At 70.6% G+C, this 15,558-nt stretch carries 13 protein-coding genes and 1 pseudogene; 6 read left to right on the top strand and 8 right to left on the bottom strand.

Annotation, left to right across the window (positions count from 1 at the left end; all coding sequences use genetic code 11):
• Positions 1 to 7: 7 nt before the first annotated feature.
• From SGFS_RS38000 to leuA, 5 genes are all read right to left on the bottom strand, one after another.
• Positions 8 to 718 (bottom strand): response regulator, encoded by a 711-nt coding sequence (locus tag SGFS_RS38000; RefSeq protein WP_286260270.1) that lies wholly within the window; start codon positions 716 to 718, stop codon positions 8 to 10.
• Positions 719 to 747: 29 nt separating this feature from the next.
• On the bottom strand, positions 748 to 2,058 hold the full coding sequence (locus SGFS_RS37995) for a sensor histidine kinase (protein WP_286256725.1): 1,311 nt from the start codon (positions 2,056 to 2,058) through the stop codon (positions 748 to 750).
• Between the two features lie 172 nt (positions 2,059 to 2,230).
• Entirely contained in the window at positions 2,231 to 4,336 is a 2,106-nt protein-coding gene (locus tag SGFS_RS37990) for an MMPL family transporter (RefSeq protein WP_286256724.1), read from the bottom strand.
• 152 nt (positions 4,337 to 4,488) lie between these two features.
• Positions 4,489 to 5,184 carry a TerB family tellurite resistance protein gene (locus tag SGFS_RS37985; RefSeq protein WP_286256723.1) on the bottom strand — a complete coding sequence of 232 codons (696 nt, stop codon included), beginning with the start codon at positions 5,182 to 5,184 and terminating at the stop codon, positions 4,489 to 4,491.
• Between the two features lie 205 nt (positions 5,185 to 5,389).
• Entirely contained in the window at positions 5,390 to 7,111 is a 1,722-nt protein-coding gene (leuA, locus tag SGFS_RS37980; RefSeq protein WP_286256722.1) for a 2-isopropylmalate synthase, read from the bottom strand.
• Between the two features lie 422 nt (positions 7,112 to 7,533).
• On the opposite strand from leuA, the gene SGFS_RS37975 reads away from it, so the two are divergent.
• The 4 genes from SGFS_RS37975 to SGFS_RS37960 all read left to right on the top strand — a co-directional run bounded on the left by SGFS_RS37975 (position 7,534) and on the right by SGFS_RS37960 (position 11,581).
• Positions 7,534 to 8,604, top strand: a complete 1,071-nt coding sequence (locus SGFS_RS37975; RefSeq protein ID WP_286256721.1) for a M4 family metallopeptidase — start codon at positions 7,534 to 7,536, stop codon at positions 8,602 to 8,604.
• A gap of 31 nt (positions 8,605 to 8,635) precedes the next feature.
• Complete coding sequence (locus SGFS_RS37970; RefSeq protein WP_286256720.1) at positions 8,636 to 8,902, top strand: protealysin inhibitor emfourin; 267 nt, start codon at positions 8,636 to 8,638, stop codon at positions 8,900 to 8,902.
• 79 nt (positions 8,903 to 8,981) lie between these two features.
• Positions 8,982 to 10,322 carry a GH1 family beta-glucosidase gene (locus tag SGFS_RS37965; RefSeq protein WP_434028118.1) on the top strand — a complete coding sequence of 447 codons (1,341 nt, stop codon included), beginning with the start codon at positions 8,982 to 8,984 and terminating at the stop codon, positions 10,320 to 10,322.
• Positions 10,319 to 11,581: an MFS transporter gene (locus SGFS_RS37960; protein WP_286256718.1), complete on the top strand. Its 1,263-nt coding sequence runs from the start codon at positions 10,319 to 10,321 to the stop codon at positions 11,579 to 11,581. Before SGFS_RS37965 ends, SGFS_RS37960 begins: the two co-directional genes overlap by 4 nt.
• Positions 11,582 to 11,643: 62 nt before the next feature.
• On the opposite strand, the gene era is transcribed toward SGFS_RS37960, so the two are convergent.
• Both era and SGFS_RS37950 read right to left on the bottom strand, forming a co-directional pair.
• A complete protein-coding gene (gene era, locus SGFS_RS37955) occupies positions 11,644 to 12,606 on the bottom strand; it encodes a GTPase Era (RefSeq protein ID WP_286256717.1) in 963 nt (320 codons plus the stop codon).
• A gap of 84 nt (positions 12,607 to 12,690) precedes the next feature.
• Positions 12,691 to 13,929 carry an RNA-guided endonuclease InsQ/TnpB family protein gene (locus tag SGFS_RS37950; RefSeq protein ID WP_286256716.1) on the bottom strand — a complete coding sequence of 413 codons (1,239 nt, stop codon included), beginning with the start codon at positions 13,927 to 13,929 and terminating at the stop codon, positions 12,691 to 12,693.
• 87 nt (positions 13,930 to 14,016) lie between these two features.
• Here SGFS_RS37950 and SGFS_RS37945 point away from each other — a divergent pair.
• Both SGFS_RS37945 and SGFS_RS37940 read left to right on the top strand, forming a co-directional pair.
• Positions 14,017 to 14,187: pseudogene (locus SGFS_RS37945) on the top strand (ammonium transporter); the annotation flags it as partial.
• Positions 14,184 to 14,522 carry a P-II family nitrogen regulator gene (locus SGFS_RS37940; RefSeq protein WP_286256715.1) on the top strand — a complete coding sequence of 113 codons (339 nt, stop codon included), beginning with the start codon at positions 14,184 to 14,186 and terminating at the stop codon, positions 14,520 to 14,522. The pseudogene SGFS_RS37945 and the gene SGFS_RS37940, both read left to right, overlap by 4 nt.
• Positions 14,523 to 14,541: 19 nt before the next feature.
• Here the strand turns inward: SGFS_RS37940 and SGFS_RS37935 are convergent, their stop codons facing one another.
• Entirely contained in the window at positions 14,542 to 15,558 is a 1,017-nt protein-coding gene (locus SGFS_RS37935; protein ID WP_286256714.1) for a WxL protein peptidoglycan domain-containing protein, read from the bottom strand.

Below are 15,558 nucleotides of genomic sequence, written 5' to 3'. Positions count from 1 at the left end.
CCCGCCATCAGCCGCCCGCCCCGGCCTCCCCCGGCGTCACCAACCCCGACTCATACCCCACGATCACCAACTGCGCCCGATCCCGTACCCCCAGCTTGCCCATGATCCGGCTGACATGCGTCTTCGCGGTGAGCGGGCTCAACCCCAACGTCTCCGCGATCTCGGTGTTGTTCAGGCCGCGCGCCACCAGCGTCAGGACCTGCTTCTCCCGGTCGGACAGACCGTCCGGCCCGGCCTCCGACGACCCCACCGGCACGGCGGGGGCCCGCAGCAACCGGGCGATCAGCCGGGCCGTGGGACCGGGCGAGAGCAGAGCGTCACCGGCAGCCACCGTACGGATCGCGTCCAGGAGTTCCGCCGGCTTCGTGTCCTTCACCAGAAACCCGGACGCCCCGGCCCGCAGGGCCTCCACCACATGCTCGTCGGTGTCGTACGTGGTGAGGACGAGAACCCGTACGCCCGCGAGATCCTCGTCCGCCGCGATCAGCCGGGTCGCCTCGATGCCGTCGAGGTCGGGCATCCGCAGATCCATGACGACCAGATCGGCCCGCGCGCTGCGCGCCAGCTCCACCGCCTCCCGTCCGCTCCCCGCCTGCCCGACGACCTCCATGTCCCGCGCCGACTCCACGAGCATGGCGAAGGCGGCGCGTACAAGGGTCTGATCGTCGGCGAGGAGTACGCGAATGCGTTCGTCGGCACCGACGCCCACGTCACCCATGCCCATGCCCACGCTCTTGCCCATGCCCGTCATCGCGTCCACCCCTCCCCCGTCCCCAACGGCAAGACCGCCTCCACCCCGAACCCACCCTCCGCCCGAGGCCCGGCGTCCACCGTGCCACCCACACTCCGCGCCCGCTCACGCATACCGACCAGCCCGAAGCCGGAGGAACCAGAGCCGGAGAAACCGGAGCCGGAGGAATCCGAGCCGGAGGAATCCCAGCCGGAGGACCCTTCCGCGTCCACCTGGCCGGCGGCACCCGCCCCGTCGTCCAGCACCGCCACCCGCAACACCCCTCCCCCGCCCCGCAACCACACCCGTATCCCCACGCCCTCTCCCCCGTGCCGAACCGCGTTGGTCAGCGCCTCCTGCACGATCCGGTACGCGGCGGCGCCCACCCCGGGCGGTACGTCGTCCACCGTCACCTCGACCTCGACCCGCGCCCCGGCCGCCCGGGCCGCGCCCACCAGGTCGGGGACGCCGTCCAGACCGGGCAGGGGGCCACGTGCCCCGATGCCGCCACCACCCCGCTCACCCTCCCGCAACACCTCCAGCGTGCCGCGCAGTTCGCCGCGGGCGGTACGGCAGGTCTCGGCGATGTCGTCCAGCGCCTTGGCGACGGCCGCCCGGTCGAGGCGGTCGGGGTCGGCGGCCAGGACGTGCGCGGCGACGGACGTCTGGACGCCGACCAGGGTGATGCTGTGCGCGAGCAGATCGTGCAGGTCACGGGCGATCCGCAACCGTTCCTCGGCCACCCGGCGGCGGGCCTCCTCCTCGCGGGTGCGTTCCGCGCGCTCGGCGCGTTCGAGGACGGAGGCGACGTACTGGCGATGGATGCGGACGTATACGCCGAAGATCAGTACGGAGACGATCCAGCCGGAGATACGGAGGAACTCCGGGATCTGGTGGGGCGTGAACAACGCGTTCACCGCCAGCGTCACGCCGACGACCGCGGTCCCGGCAACGAGAGTGCGGCGGGCCGTGCCGGCCACCGCGACCGAGTAGAGCGCCACCATGGCCGGTGCGACGGCGGCGGGGTGGTTGTTGTCGAGCGCGTGGTACGGGGCGACCAGGACCACCAGTACCCAGAGCGCGAGCATCGGTCGGCGCCGCCGCCACACGAGCGGCACATGCACGGCGAGCAGCAGCGCCATGCCGAGTCCGTCGGGCCTGCGGCCGTCCCCCGGGACGTACAGGGCGATCACGCAGTCCGCGACGGCCAGCACGGCGGCCAGGCAGGTGTCGTACCGCAGCACGTCGCGCCCCGCCGCCGTACGGATCCTGTCGGCGAGGCCCGACCCCACCCCCGGACCCGACCCCACCCCCGGACCCGACCTCATCTCCGGACCCGACCTCATCTCCGGACCTAGCCCCGACCCCCACCCCGGACCCCGCCGCGACCGGCCCGCCCCCGCCATCCAACCGGCTCTCTCCATCGCCCCCACGACCTCATCCTCCGTCAGAAGGGTGCCCCTCCGGGAGGGCGGGGCACCCCTGCGGTTCTCGCGGCGCTCAGCCGACAACGGCGCGCTCCCGCACCCGCGTCTCCCCGGGCGGCGGCTCGGGCGCCCGCGACAGCCGGCCCGGCCACCACACCTTCCGCCCGAGCGCCACACTCGCGCTGGTCACGAGGTACGTACGGACGAGGAAGGTGTCGAGCAGCACGCCCACCGCGATGACGAAGCCCAGCTCGACGAGCTGGACGAGCCCCATGTTGAGCAGTACGGCGAAGGTCGCGGCCAGGACGAGCCCGGCGGAGGCGATCACCCCGCCCGTCGTGCGCAGCGCGGTGAGCGCGGCGGCGCCCGGTTCGGCCCCGCCCAGGCACTCCTCGCGCATCCGGTGCATGAGGAAGATGCCGTAGTCGACGCCGAGGGCGACGAGGAAGACGAAGGAGAGCAGTCCGAGCCCGGGGTCGGTGCCCTCGATGCCGAGCACCGGTCCGAAGACGAGCCCGCCGATGCCGAGCGCGGCCCCCCACACCGCGACCACGGCGACGACGAGCAGCAGCGGCGCGACCAGGCTGCGCAGCAGCGCCACGAGGATGAGGAACACCGACAGCAGCACGATCGGTACGACGACGAGCCGGTCCCGGTCGTTGGTGTCCCGCAGGTCGAGCTGCTCGGCGCTCGGCCCGCCGACGTACGAACCCTTCAGCTCCTCACGCAAAGATTTGATGGTCGCGGTCTCGGCGGCCGACTGCGGGGCGCTCTTCGCGGTGACGGTGATCTCGGTCCAGCCGTCCCCGCTGCGCCCGGACTCGGCGGTGGCGACCCCGTCGTTCTCCCGGATGGTGGCGAGGGCGGCCTCCGCCCGCCCGGTCGGCGCGATCACGCTGATCGGCTGGGTGCTCTGCTCGGGGAACGCCTTCGCCAGGCTCTCCATCGCCGCGACGGCCTCGGGCTTGTCGACGAAGGAGTCCTCCTGCTTGAGCGAGCCGGGCAGGTTGAACGCGCCGAGCGCTAGGGCGCCGAGCAGGACGGCCCCGCCCGCGAGCACGGCCAGCGGCCGCCGCCCGGCGGAGCTGCCCATCGCGGAGAACAGGCTCCGCCGCTGCTTCGGCGCGCTGCCGAACGCCGGGACGAGCGGCCAGAACACGCGCCGGCCCAGCAGGACGAGGAGCGCGGGCAGCAGGGTCAGCATGGCGACGAGCGCGCACAGCACCCCGAGCGTGCCGAGCGGGCCCATGCCCCGGCTGCTGTTGAGGTCGGCGGCGAGCAGGCACAGCAGCCCGGCGGCGACCGTCCCGGAGGAGGCGAGCACGGCGGGCCCGCAGCCGCGCAGGGCGACTTTCATGGCGTCGTACGGCCGTTCCACGCGCCGGAGTTCCTCGCGGTAGCGGGAGACGAGCAGCAGGGCGTAGTCCGTGCCCGCGCCGAAGACGAGGATGGTCATCACACCGGAGCTCTGCCCGGAGACGGTCGTCCCGAAGGCCTGGTTGAGGCCGTACGCGGCACCCATGGACATGTAGTCGGCGATCCCGGCGACGACGAGCGGGACCAGCCACAGCACCGGGCTGCGGTAGATGAGGATCAGCAGGACGGCGACGACTGCGACGGTCGTGTACAGCAGGGGCCCGCCGAGCGACTCGTACACCTTGCTCGCGTCGGTGGCGAGGGCCCCGGAGCCGCCGACCTCGACGGTCAACCCGCCCTCGCTGCGGGCGACTTCGCGTACGTCGTCGACGAGCGCGTCCCGCTTCTTCTCGTCCGTGCCGGGCTCGGTACTGGCGACCGGGTACATGAGCGTGGTCCCGTCCTTCGACGGAACCCCCCGCGGTTCGGCGACCAGCCGGTGCCGGTCGGCGATCGCGGCGACCTGGTCGGCCGCGGCCTTCTCGTCCGCCGCCGTGAGCCCGCCGTCCCGGTGGTAGACGAGCACCAGCTCGGTGGTCTCGCCGCCGGGCAACTGCTCCTGGATCTTCGCCACTTGGGTGGAGTCGGCGCTCGCCGGGAGGTAGTCGACGGCACGGTCGTGCTGCACATCGGACAGCTTCGCCGCGAAGGGCGCGACGACGGCGAGCAGCACCACCCACAGCCCGAGCACCAGCCAGGGCACGGTTCGGCGACGGGCGGCGGTACTCGTCCGAGTAGGACTTCCGGGCTCTACGGGCCCCATGGCGGGGTCCCCCCTCCTCGCTGGATGTCTGGGACGTTCACCAGACTCCCGGCGGCGGAGGGCCGATACGTCGCGCCTGAGGGCGAGTTGATCCGTACTGCCCGGGGCGACAAGCAGAACCGATTACTCCCGTGGGAGTAACGGCGACGGCGCTACGACGGCGTCCGGGCCGCCGCGAGCAGCCGGGTCACCTCGTCCGCACCGATCGTCAGCGCCGCGCCCACGATCGCCAGGACGTCACGCTCGGCGGGGGTGTACGGCCCGTCGGCCAGGGCGATGCGGGCGCCCTGGAGGAGGATCGCCTCGCGGCCGGTGGGCGCGAGGTGCGGGGCGAGCGGGTCCAGGGCCTCGTGGAGCTCTATGGCGAGCCCGGCGCCGCACGGCTCCCCCTGGATGCGGCCGGTGTCGGCGGCGAGGGCCTCGACCAGGGCGCTGAGCTGGTCCTCCGTGCAGTCGTCGAAGCCGGCGTTGCGGACGGCCCCGGCGGCCACCGTCAGGGCCGTACGGGAGCAGGCGCCGCCGGCGGCCAGGACGGCCAGCGCGACGGTGTGGACGGCGTCGCGGAGCATCGCCGAGAAGCGGACGGTGGTCGGGTGGCCGAGGACCTCCGTGCCGTAGTGGCGCCGGCAGGCCGCGCACTCCACGACCGGGCCGGTCTCGCCGCGCGGCAGCACGGGGACGCCGAGGAGGGTGAAGCGGCGGCGGCCGGTGAGTCGCTGATAGTTGCGGTCGCCTCCGCAGCCGGGGCAGAAGAACTCGCCGTCGCCCACCGGGGTCCACGCCACACGGGTGCCCATGACGCGCGAAAGGCCGGCGGCACGGCCGTTTGGTCCCCGTCCTGGCAGCACGTCGCACCTCCGTTACGCCACGGCAACATCGCCGCTGCTTGCGTGATGTTAGCCACATCGGCGAGGCGGAGTCAGCACCCAGGCGAGACCCGTTCGTGATGGGGCGAACGAATGGCCGGTTAACGACGGATCCCCGTCCACCCGGACGGGTGGACGGGGATCCCCGGGATTCCTCGGGATTCCTCGGAATTCCTCAACCCTTGGCCTAGCGCGCCGCCCGGTTCACCGCCGAGACGACCGCCTTCAGCGAGGCACGCGTCGTGTTGGCGTCGATGCCGATGCCCCACAGGACCTTGTCCTCGATGGCGACCTCGATGTAGGAGGCGGCCTGTGCGGAGGCGCCCTCGCTCATCGTGTGCTCGGTGTAGTCCAGCAGGCGGGCGTCAATACCGATGCCCTGCAGCGCGTGGAAGAAGGCCGAGATCGGGCCGTTGCCGGTGCCGACCAGAGTGGTCTCGGCGCCGTCGACCTCGGCTTCGACGGTCAGCGTGTCCACGCCGTCCTTGTCGGTGGTCGACTGGCCGCTCAGGACCTGGATACGGCCCCACGGGTTCTCGGGGTTCGGCAGGTACTCGTCCTGGAAGACCGCCCAGATGTCACCGCCGGTGACCTCGCCGCCCTCGGCGTCCGTCTTCGCCTGGATGAGCTTCGAGAACTCGATCTGCATCCGGCGCGGCAGGTCCAGCTTGTGGTCGTTCTTCAGGACGTACGCGATACCGCCCTTGCCGGACTGCGAGTTGACGCGGATGACGGCCTCGTAGGAGCGGCCTACGTCCTTGGGGTCGATCGGCAGGTACGGCACGGCCCACTCGATGTCGTCGACCGTCTTGCCCTGCTCCGCGGCGGACGCCTCCATGGCGTCGAAGCCCTTCTTGATGGCGTCCTGGTGGGAGCCGGAGAAGGACGTGTAGACCAGGTCGCCCACGTACGGGTGGCGCGGGTGGACCTCCATCTGGTTGCAGTACTCCCACGTACGACGGATCTCGTCGATGTCGGAGAAGTCGATCTGCGGGTCGACTCCCTGGGAGAACAGGTTCATGCCCAGGGTGACCAGGTCGACGTTGCCGGTGCGCTCGCCCTGCCCGAACAGGCAGCCCTCGACGCGGTCGGCGCCGGCCATCAGCGCCAGCTCGGCCGCCGCGACGGCCGTACCGCGGTCGTTGTGCGGGTGGACGGAGATGACGACGTGCTCGCGGCGGGAGATGTTGCGGCCCATCCACTCGAAGCGGTCCGCGTGCGTCGAGGGCGTCGATCGCTCCACCGTGGCGGGCAGGTTGAGGATGATCTCGCGGCCCGGGCCGGGCTGGTAGACGTCCATCACCGCCTCGCAGACCTCCAGGGCGAAGTCCAGCTCGGTGTCGGTGAAGATCTCCGGGCTGTACTGGTAGCCGAACTCGGTCTCCGGGCCCAGCAGCTTCTCCGCGTACTCCATCACCAGGCGGGTGCCGTCGACGGCGATCTGCTTGATGTCGTCCTTGGAGCCGCGGAAGACGACGCGGCGGAAGACGGGGGCGGTGGCGTTGTACAGGTGGACGGTCGCCCGCTTGGCGCCCTTCAGCGACTCCACGGTCCGCTCGATCAGGTCCTCACGGGCCTGGGTCAGTACGGAGATGGTGACGTCGTCGGGGATGGCGCCGGGCTCTTCGATGATCGACCGTACGAAGTCGAAGTCGGTCTGGCCGGAGGCCGGGAAGCCGACCTCGATCTCCTTGTAGCCCATCTTGACCAGTTGGTCGAACATCCGGCGCTTGCGCTCGGGCGACATCGGGTCGATCAGGGACTGGTTGCCGTCGCGCAGGTCGGTGGAGAGCCAGCGGGGGGCGGCGGTGATCCGGTTGTTCGGCCACGTGCGGTCGGGGATGTCGACCTGCTCGTACTGCCCGTACTTGTGGACCGGCATGGACGTGGGCTGCTGGCGGTTCGCCATGATGCGTGGGCTCCTCGATGGTCCGAAAAAGGACGGCCGACAAGCAACGCCAAAGCACCGCGGGGAGGGGGTCGGCCTCGACTACAGGCCCTCGCCGCGGCAGCTAAGGAGAAGCAGCCCGAAACGCATGATGCGACGCAGCCTAACCGAGTCACGTTTCCGAGGGAGGGCTGTATCAGTATGCGGGACGAGACCAGCAATGGGTTCAATTAGTGCAAAGGCTCACAATCACGCCCTTCAGGGGCGCGGGGCTGTATCGATTTGCGGCTCCGCCGCGTGGGCGCGAGCAACCACAACGCACGGAAAGCCCGAACACAACCCCAAGTAACACGGCGACCACGAAACGCAACCCATACGGCAACATTTCACCAATCACGGTTGCCCCTAGTGACATGCCCCTAACGGAGTGCAATCGTGCGGGGATGACGACAAACGGGGGCCATGAGCCCGTCTTCTGCACAGTCGTACCACCCCACGTCCTCGACAAGCTCGCCCAGGCCGAGGACTCCGCGCTCGCCGGCGCCGCGCGCCGGACCCTGGAGCGAGACGCCTTCGAGCGCACGCACCGACGGCTGACCACCGTCATCGGCGCCGCGGCCGTCGCCACCCCCGCCGGAGCCGAGGCCGGCAAACCGCACCGCTCGATCTACGACGCCGCACACGGCACGAGCCTGCCCGGCAGGAAGGTGCGCGACGAGGGCGAGGAGCCCGGCAAGGACGCCACCGTCAACCGTGCGTACGCGGGCCTGGGCGCGACCTTCGAGCTGTTCCTCACCGCGTTCGAGCGCGACTCGATCGACGGCAACGGGCTGCCGCTCGACGCGACCGTGCACTACGAACGCGACTACAACAACGCCTTCTGGAACGGCGAGCAGATGGTGTTCGGCGACGGCGACGGCGAGATCTTCCTCGACTTCACCCTCCCGGTCGACGTCATCGGCCACGAGCTGAGCCACGGCGTCACGCAGTACACGGCGAACCTGACGTACTTCGGCCAGCCGGGCGCGCTCAACGAGTCCATGTCGGATGTCTTCGGCTCGCTGATCAAGCAGTACACGCTCGGCCAGACCGCCGGCGAGGCGGACTGGCTGATCGGCGCGGGCCTGCTCGCCCCGCGCGTCACGGGCACGGCGCTGCGTTCGATGAAGGCCCCGGGCACGGCGTACGACGACGACGTCCTCGGCAAGGACCCGCAGCCGGCGACGATGGACGACTACGTCCGCACGGGCCGCGACAACGGCGGTGTCCACATCAACTCCGGCATCCCCAACCACGCGTTCTACCTCGCGGCCACGGCCCTCGGCGGCCACGCCTGGGAGCGGGCGGGCCAGATCTGGTACGACGTGCTCACGGGCGGCGAGCTGAAGCAGCAGTCGATGTTCGCCGAGTTCGCCACGCTGACGGTCGCGGCGGCCAGGGCCCGCTACGGGCAGGGCGACGAGCTGCAGGCCGTGCAGAAGGCGTGGGAGCAGGTGGGGGTGCGGACGCTGTAGTTCTCCGTCGATCCGTACTAGACATTGACCCATGCGTATTCAGGTGAGGCGCACGGGCGGTTTCGCGGGCATCGAGCGGTTCGCCGAGGTGAACACCTCGGGACGGCCCGACGCCTACGACTGGCACGCCCTGGCCGAGCGGGCACTCGCCGCCGGCCGGGGCACGCCACCGCTCGGCGTGCCGGACGGCTTCGCGTACGAGATCACGGTGGACGGGAAGACGGTGTACTGCGCCGATCCGAGGCTGACGGACGAGCAGCGGACGCTGATCTCGCGCGTGCTGAAGGAAGGGGCGTAAAGGACATGGGCGGGGCGTAGGTAAGGGGCGTAACGGGTCCTTCTCCCTGGGGCGTTGACTTCCGTTACCCGTGGTACGGATGATCCCGCCCATGGCGACGAACCCGATACCCCAGTTCCCGGCCGACTTCCTGTGGGGCGTCTCGACCTCCGCGCATCAGATCGAGGGCGCGGCGGACCGGCGCGAGCCCTCCGTGTGGGACGCCTTCTCGGCCGAGGCGGGCCACATCAAGGACGGCTCGACGGCCGCGGTGGCCTGCGACCACTTCCACCGCTACCCCGAGGACGTGGCCCTGCTGCGCGACCTGGGCGTGGGCGCGTACCGCTTCTCGATCTCCTGGCCGAGGGTGAACGCGCCGAACGGCCTCGACTTCTACGACCGCCTGGTGGACGAGCTGGCCGGGGCGGGCATACGCCCGGTCCCGACCCTCTTCCACTGGGACCTGCCGAGCTCTCTGGCCGAGTCGGGCGGGTGGCTGAACCGGGACACCGCCGAGCGTTTCGCCGAGTACGTGGCCGTCGTCGCCGACCGCCTCGGCGACCGCGTCACCAAGTGGATCACCCTCAACGAGCCAGCCGAGCACACCCTGCTGGGCCACGCGCTCGGCACGCACGCGCCGGGCAAGCAACTGATGTTCGACGCGCTCCCGGTGGCCCACCACCAGCTGCTGGGCCACGGTCTGGCGGTACGGGCGCTGCGCGCGGCCGGCGCCACGGACATCGGCATCGCGAACTCGCACGGCCCGACGTGGGCGGCGTCGCAGGAGCAGCCGGACGTGGAGGCGGCGGCCTTCTACGACCTGCTCCTGAACAGACTCTTCGCGGAGCCGATCCTCTTGGGCGAATACCCCGACGGAATAGGCGATTTGATGCCGGGCACCGACATCTCGTCGGACCTGAAGATCATCTCGGAGCCGATCGACTGGTACGGCGTCAACTACTACGCGCCGACGCGGGTGGCCGCCCCCGAGGGCGAGGACATCGAGTTCGGCGGCATCACGATCCCCGCCGAACTCCCCTTCACGGTGAAGCAGATCGAGAACGTCCCGACGACGGACTTCGGCTGGCCGGTGGTACCGGAGGGCCTCACGGAACTACTGACCACCTTCCGCGACCGCTACGGCGACCGCCTCCCCCCGATCGTCATCACCGAGAACGGCTGCTCGTACGAGGGCGTCGACGACCAGGAGCGGATCGCGTACCTGGACGGCCACGTCCGCGCCCTGCACCGCGCGTCGGAGGCGGGCGTGGACGTCCGCGGCTACTTCGTGTGGTCCCTGCTCGACAACTTCGAGTGGGCGGAGGGCTACGCACGGCGCTTCGGCCTGGTCCACGTGGACTTCGACACGTTGGCGCGGACGCCCAAGGCGTCGTACGGGTGGTACCGGGAGTTGCTGCGGGCGCAGAACGAAGGACGATGACGGAGGCCACCGAGCGCGACCCGTCAGCGGTCCTCGCAGAGCCCGTCGCGCGGGTCGGCCGGGGCTGGACGGCCGCCCTGTCCCTCGCCAACTGGGCGATCTGGGTGGGCTGGTACGGCCCGCTGCAGATCCTGCTGGCCGCCCAGGCGGAGGACTTCGCGCCCGGCGCCGGGATGTCGAAGGAGACGATGCTGGCGTGGGTGGCGGGCGCGGGAGCGGTTGTCTCCCTGTTCGCCACCCCGGTGTTCGGCGCCCTGTCGGACCGTACGACGTCCAGGTGGGGCCGCCGTACGCCGTGGATCGTGGCGGGGGCGGTGGGTGGCGCGCTGTCGTTGGTGCTGCTGGCCGGAGCGAGCGGGCTGTGGACGCTGATCGCCGGCTGGTGCCTGGTCCAGCTGGCCCTGAACGCGTCCTGGGCCGCGGTCACGGCGGCCGTACCGGACCGGGTGCCGCGGCTCCAACGGGGTGCCGTCGGCGGCTGGTTGGGCGCGGCGCAGATCCTGGGCGTGGTCGGAGGCACCGCCCTGGCCACGGTCGGGGGAAGCGTCGGGGCGGGGTACGCGGCGTGCGCGCTGTTCACCCTGGCGGGCGTGGCGCCGTACGTACTCGGCCACCGGGACCTGCGCCTGCCCCCGACGGCCCGGCCGCCCTGGTCCTGGCGGCGGTTCCTGTCCTCCTTCTGGCTGAGCCCACGCCGCCACCCGGACTTCGGCTGGGCCTGGCTGACCCGCTTCCTGGTCAACCTGAGCAACAGCATCGGCGTCCTGTACCTGCTGTACTACCTGCGGGACCGGGTCCACCACCCCGACCCCGAGCGGGGGGTGCTGATCCTGACGGCGGTGAACGCGGGGATGCTGCTCGCGACGGTCGTGGTGGCCGGTGTGTGGTCGGACCGAGAGGGCCGCCGGAAGCCCTTCGTGACCTGGTCGGGCCTGGTGATGGGGGTCGCGGCGGGAGTGATCGCGGCCTGGCCGACCTGGCCCGCGACGGTCGTCGCCGCCGCGCTCCTCGGCCTCGGCTTCGGTGTCTTCGCCTCGGTCGACTTCGCCCTGATGACGGACGTACTCCCCGAGGCCCGTGACCACGGCAAGGACCTGGGCGTCATCAACGTGGCCAACTCCCTCCCCCAGGTGGCCGCCCCGGTCCTGGCCGCACCGATCGTGACGTATCTGGGCGGCTACCGGACCCTGTACGCGGTGTCGGCGGTCATCGGACTGGCGGGGGCGGTGTTCGTGAGGCGGATTCGGGGGGTGGAGTAGGGACACGGGGGGTGAGGGTCCGTACGCCGAGGGCGCTCACACCCACGAAGACCGCGCCCGTCTCAGAATCCCAGTTTCCGCAGCTGCCTCGGGTCCCGCTGCCAGTCCTTCGCCACCTTCACGTGGAGGTCCAGGAAGACCGGGGTGCCCAGCAGCGCCTCGATCTGCTTCCTCGACTTGATGCCGACCTCCTTCAGGCGCTTGCCCTTGGGGCCGATGATGATGCCCTTCTGGCTGGGGCGCTCGATGTAGACGAAGGCGTGGATGTCGAGGAGGGGCCGGTCGGCGGGGCGGTCCTCGCGGGGGAGCATCTCCTCGACGACGACGGCGATGGAGTGGGGGAGCTCGTCGCGGACGCCCTCCAGGGCCGCCTCGCGGATCAGCTCGGCGATCATGACCTGTTCGGGCTCGTCGGTGAGGTCGCCCTCGGGGTAGAGGGCGGGGCCCTCCGGGAGGAGGGGGACGAGCAGGTCGGCCAGCAGGTCCACCTGCTTGTCGGCGACCGCCGAGACGGGCACGATCTCGGCCCACTCGAAGCCCAGCTCCTTGCCGAGCTGGTCGATGGCGATCAGCTGTTCGGCGAGCTGCTTGCTCTCGACCAGGTCGGTCTTCGTGACGATCGCGATCTTCGGCGTCTTCTTGATGGACGCCAGTTCCTTCGCGATGAAACGGTCACCGGGGCCGAGCTTCTCGTTCGCCGGCAGGCAGAAGCCGATCACGTCGACCTCGGCCCAGGTGGTGCGTACGACGTCGTTCAGGCGTTCGCCCAGCAGCGTGCGCGGCTTGTGGAGGCCCGGCGTGTCCACCAGGATCAGCTGGGCTTCCGGCCTGTGCACGATGCCTCGTACCGTGTGCCGCGTCGTCTGCGGCTGGTTCGCGGTGATCGCCACCTTCTGGCCGACCAGAGCGTTCGTGAGGGTGGACTTGCCCGCGTTGGGGCGGCCCACGAAGCAGGCGAAGCCCGCGCGGTGGGCGGCCTCGGCCGGCTGCTCGGATGACTGGGTACGCACGCTCATGGCGCCCATTGTCCCTGATCGACAGAGCCCCGCCGTACGCGAAGCCCTCTCTCGTACGTCGTGAGCTGGAAGTTCAAGGTCAACTACCCGGCGTTAAAGCGCCGGGCTTGCACAACGGGCATCACTGGCAGTGATGCGTCGCTTGCGTCCAGCTCCACCCGGCTGTTGTGGTGGTGGAGCAGGGGCCGTTGACTGGGCCCCGCGTCGCCACAATTCCCACGCACGGGCGCGGATGTTGCGGGAGCCGTTCCGGTCTGCGTGATCAACGAATCCGCACGACCGGCACGCGAACCAGGCCTGGGAGACCCGGTTCGCCTTGTCGATGTACCCACATTCGGCGCAGGTGCGCGAGGTGTACGCCGGATCGACGTACACCACCGGCACTCCCACCTTGCGGGCCTTGTAAGCGATGAACTGCCCCAGCTGGGCGAAAGCCCAGCTGGAGTGGGTGGCCCGTTGGGGCTTGCGAAGCCGTACCCTCTCACGGATCCCACCCAGGTCCTCCAGGGCGATACCACACGAGGTGCGTTCTGCCTCGGCCACCACATGTTTCGCGATCTTGTGGTTGACGTCTTTGGCCCGCCGCGCCTCCTTGCGCCGCCGCTTCTTCAGTCGGCGTTTGGCGGACGGAGTGTTCTTCTTCTGGAGTTTCCGCCGCAGACCGCGTTCCCGTGTCCGGACGCGGTTGAGTTCACGCCCGGCCAGGATCTCACCGTCCGAGGTGGTGGCAATGTTCACGATGCCCAGGTCGATGCCAAGGAAGTCCACCGGCTCGGTGTTCAGCGATGCCTCGGGCACCTCGCAGGTGGCGTTCAGGAACCACATGCCGTCCCGGTACACCAGATCGGACTCGCCCCTGCGGTGCTGGGCCAGGGTGGCCACCTGTTGTGCGGATGCAGTGAACGCCACCTCCTTCACCCGCCCCCGCACCGTCCAGACCGACACCGTGCGGTCGTGGATCTGCCATGAGAGCATGCGGTCGTCATAGGGCTGCGCGCCCTCGGGGCGGAAGGAGACCGGCTTCTCGGCCGCCCGGCGGTACCGCTTCGAGCCCGGCCTGCCCAGGTTCCCGGCCCGCAGGTTCGCCTTCAGAGCTGCGTACGCGTCGCATGTCTTCTTGATGACGTGCTGGGCGGCCTGCGCCCCGAGCCCCCACCGCTCCTTGGCCTGGTCACAGGTGGCCTTGCGCAGTGCGAAATTCTTGAACTCGCCCCGTGTGAAGGCGACCTCGCTCACCCAGGTGGCAGCCTCGTTGCAGGCGGCGAGGGTCGCTTCAAGCGCCGCCGCCTGCCCAGGCGTCGGCAAGAGTCTGACCTGCACCACCAGCTTCACGATCACCGAATGTACGCACCCGTGCGAGATGCCACCGGCGTTCGGGACCGATCACCGGATCGGGTGACGGCTGCTCGACAATGCCATGGCTTCCGTACGGACGAGGACGAGGAGCACACCGGTCTCGACCTTACGGTGCACGCCGAGACGGCATACGATCACGGCGTCCTGGGCCATGGCGCCCCGGTCAGCTCCTCCCTCGTGATCCCCTCCGCCCCCTCCGCCCCCTCCGCTCAGAAAGCCAAGAGCCAGGCATGAAGCTCATCACCGCGATCGTCAAGCCGTACCGCCTCGACGAGGTCAAGACCGCCCTGCAGGAAATCGGCGTGCACGGTCTGACCGTCACCGAGGCCAGCGGCTACGGCCGGCAGCGCGGCCACACCGAGGTGTACCGCGGCGCCGAGTACCAGGTCGACCTCGTCCCCAAGGTCCGCATCGAGGTCGTCGTCGAGGACGCCGCGTCGGACGACGTCATCGACGCGATCGTCAAGGCCGCGCAGACGGGGAAGATCGGGGACGGGAAGGTGTGGGCCCTGCCGGTGGAGACGGTGGTGCGGGTGCGGACGGGCGAGCGCGGCCCCGACGCGCTCTGAGACGGAGGCGTCATGGGGATCAGCGTCGCGGAGCTCGAGACGACACGTGAAGCGCCTCCCGCGGCTCCCCCGCCGGCACGGCGTTCGCGCTGGTCACGCTCCTGGCCGAGGCTCGCCTCCGCCGCGACCTGACCAGCAGGAACGTTCCTACGGCCGCCGCGGCCAGCAGGATCGCCGCCATCAGCCACGGCACCGCCAGGAAGGACGCGCCCGCCGACTCCCGGGTGTCCTTCGCGCTCGCCGTGAGCGTCACGTCGCCCCAGTCGAGCTGAGGCGCGCCCCGCCACTGTTCGCTGAGCCGTACGCTCTGGCCGGGCAGCAGCTCGGAGGGGACCTTCGTCAGGTCGCGGGCCAGCAGCGTACGGCCGAACAGGCCCTCGGCCCTCAGCTCCACCTTCGGGCTCAGGGTGACGTTGCCGGTGTTGTGGAGGGTGTAGGAGACCGTCGCCGTGCTGTCGCCGAGGCCGGGGACGAGAGGCTGGTGGCGGGTCAGGCGGAAGTCCTCGACGGCCAGCGCGGGGAGGGTCGGGCCGCCCACGCGGAGGTAGATCCGGGCGCCGACGGCACGTTGCACGCCGAGCGCCACCGAGCCCTCGCCGCGGTCGACCCGCTCGTCCAGCGCCACCAGCGCGCCCGGATGGTCGCCCGGTTCGGCGTCCTCGGGCACCCGGATCGTGACGGGAACGGTGACCCTGCCGTGGGCGGGCACGGTCACCCGGGACTTCGCGGGCTTCGCCCACGCCCCCACGCCCCGCATCCGCTCCTTCAGCGTCCGCACGGCGAAACCGCCGTCACGCGCGGTGTTGTAGGCATCGGCCGCGTACAGCCGGAAGGTCAGCGGCTTCCCCGTCTTGTTGGCGACGACCACCTTGTCCTCGACGGTCTGCCCGGGGTCGGCGGTGAGGACGAAGTACGGGCGCGTGGAGATCTGCGAGGAGATCGGGTACACGGACCAGCTGCCGTTGTCGGCGGCGTACGCGGGGCCGGCGGCGGCCGTGAAGAAGAGGCAGAGCAGCAGGACGTACAGCTTGCGCAT

This window comes from Streptomyces graminofaciens (genome assembly GCF_030294945.1).
GTDB lineage: Bacteria > Actinomycetota > Actinomycetes > Streptomycetales > Streptomycetaceae > Streptomyces > Streptomyces graminofaciens.
This window is presented reverse-complemented; position numbering and strand designations above follow the sequence as displayed.

Excerpts from the sequence above, each read along its gene's own strand:
- SGFS_RS38000 (WP_286260270.1), bottom strand. The coding sequence starts at position 718 with ATGGGTGACGTGGGCGTCGGTGCCGACGAACGCATTCGCGTACTCCTC.
- SGFS_RS37995 (WP_286256725.1), bottom strand. The coding sequence starts at position 2,058 with ATGAGGTCGGGTCCGGGGGTGGGGTCGGGTCCGGGGGTGGGGTCGGGC.
- SGFS_RS37990 (WP_286256724.1), bottom strand. The coding sequence starts at position 4,336 with ATGGGGCCCGTAGAGCCCGGAAGTCCTACTCGGACGAGTACCGCCGCC.
- leuA (WP_286256722.1), bottom strand. The coding sequence starts at position 7,111 with ATGGCGAACCGCCAGCAGCCCACGTCCATGCCGGTCCACAAGTACGGG.
- SGFS_RS37975 (WP_286256721.1), top strand. The coding sequence starts at position 7,534 with ATGACGACAAACGGGGGCCATGAGCCCGTCTTCTGCACAGTCGTACCA.
- SGFS_RS37970 (WP_286256720.1), top strand. The coding sequence starts at position 8,636 with ATGCGTATTCAGGTGAGGCGCACGGGCGGTTTCGCGGGCATCGAGCGG.
- SGFS_RS37965 (WP_434028118.1), top strand. The coding sequence starts at position 8,982 with ATGATCCCGCCCATGGCGACGAACCCGATACCCCAGTTCCCGGCCGAC.
- SGFS_RS37960 (WP_286256718.1), top strand. The coding sequence starts at position 10,319 with ATGACGGAGGCCACCGAGCGCGACCCGTCAGCGGTCCTCGCAGAGCCC.
- era (WP_286256717.1), bottom strand. The coding sequence starts at position 12,606 with ATGGGCGCCATGAGCGTGCGTACCCAGTCATCCGAGCAGCCGGCCGAG.
- SGFS_RS37940 (WP_286256715.1), top strand. The coding sequence starts at position 14,184 with ATGAAGCTCATCACCGCGATCGTCAAGCCGTACCGCCTCGACGAGGTC.
- SGFS_RS37935 (WP_286256714.1), bottom strand. The coding sequence starts at position 15,558 with ATGCGCAAGCTGTACGTCCTGCTGCTCTGCCTCTTCTTCACGGCCGCC.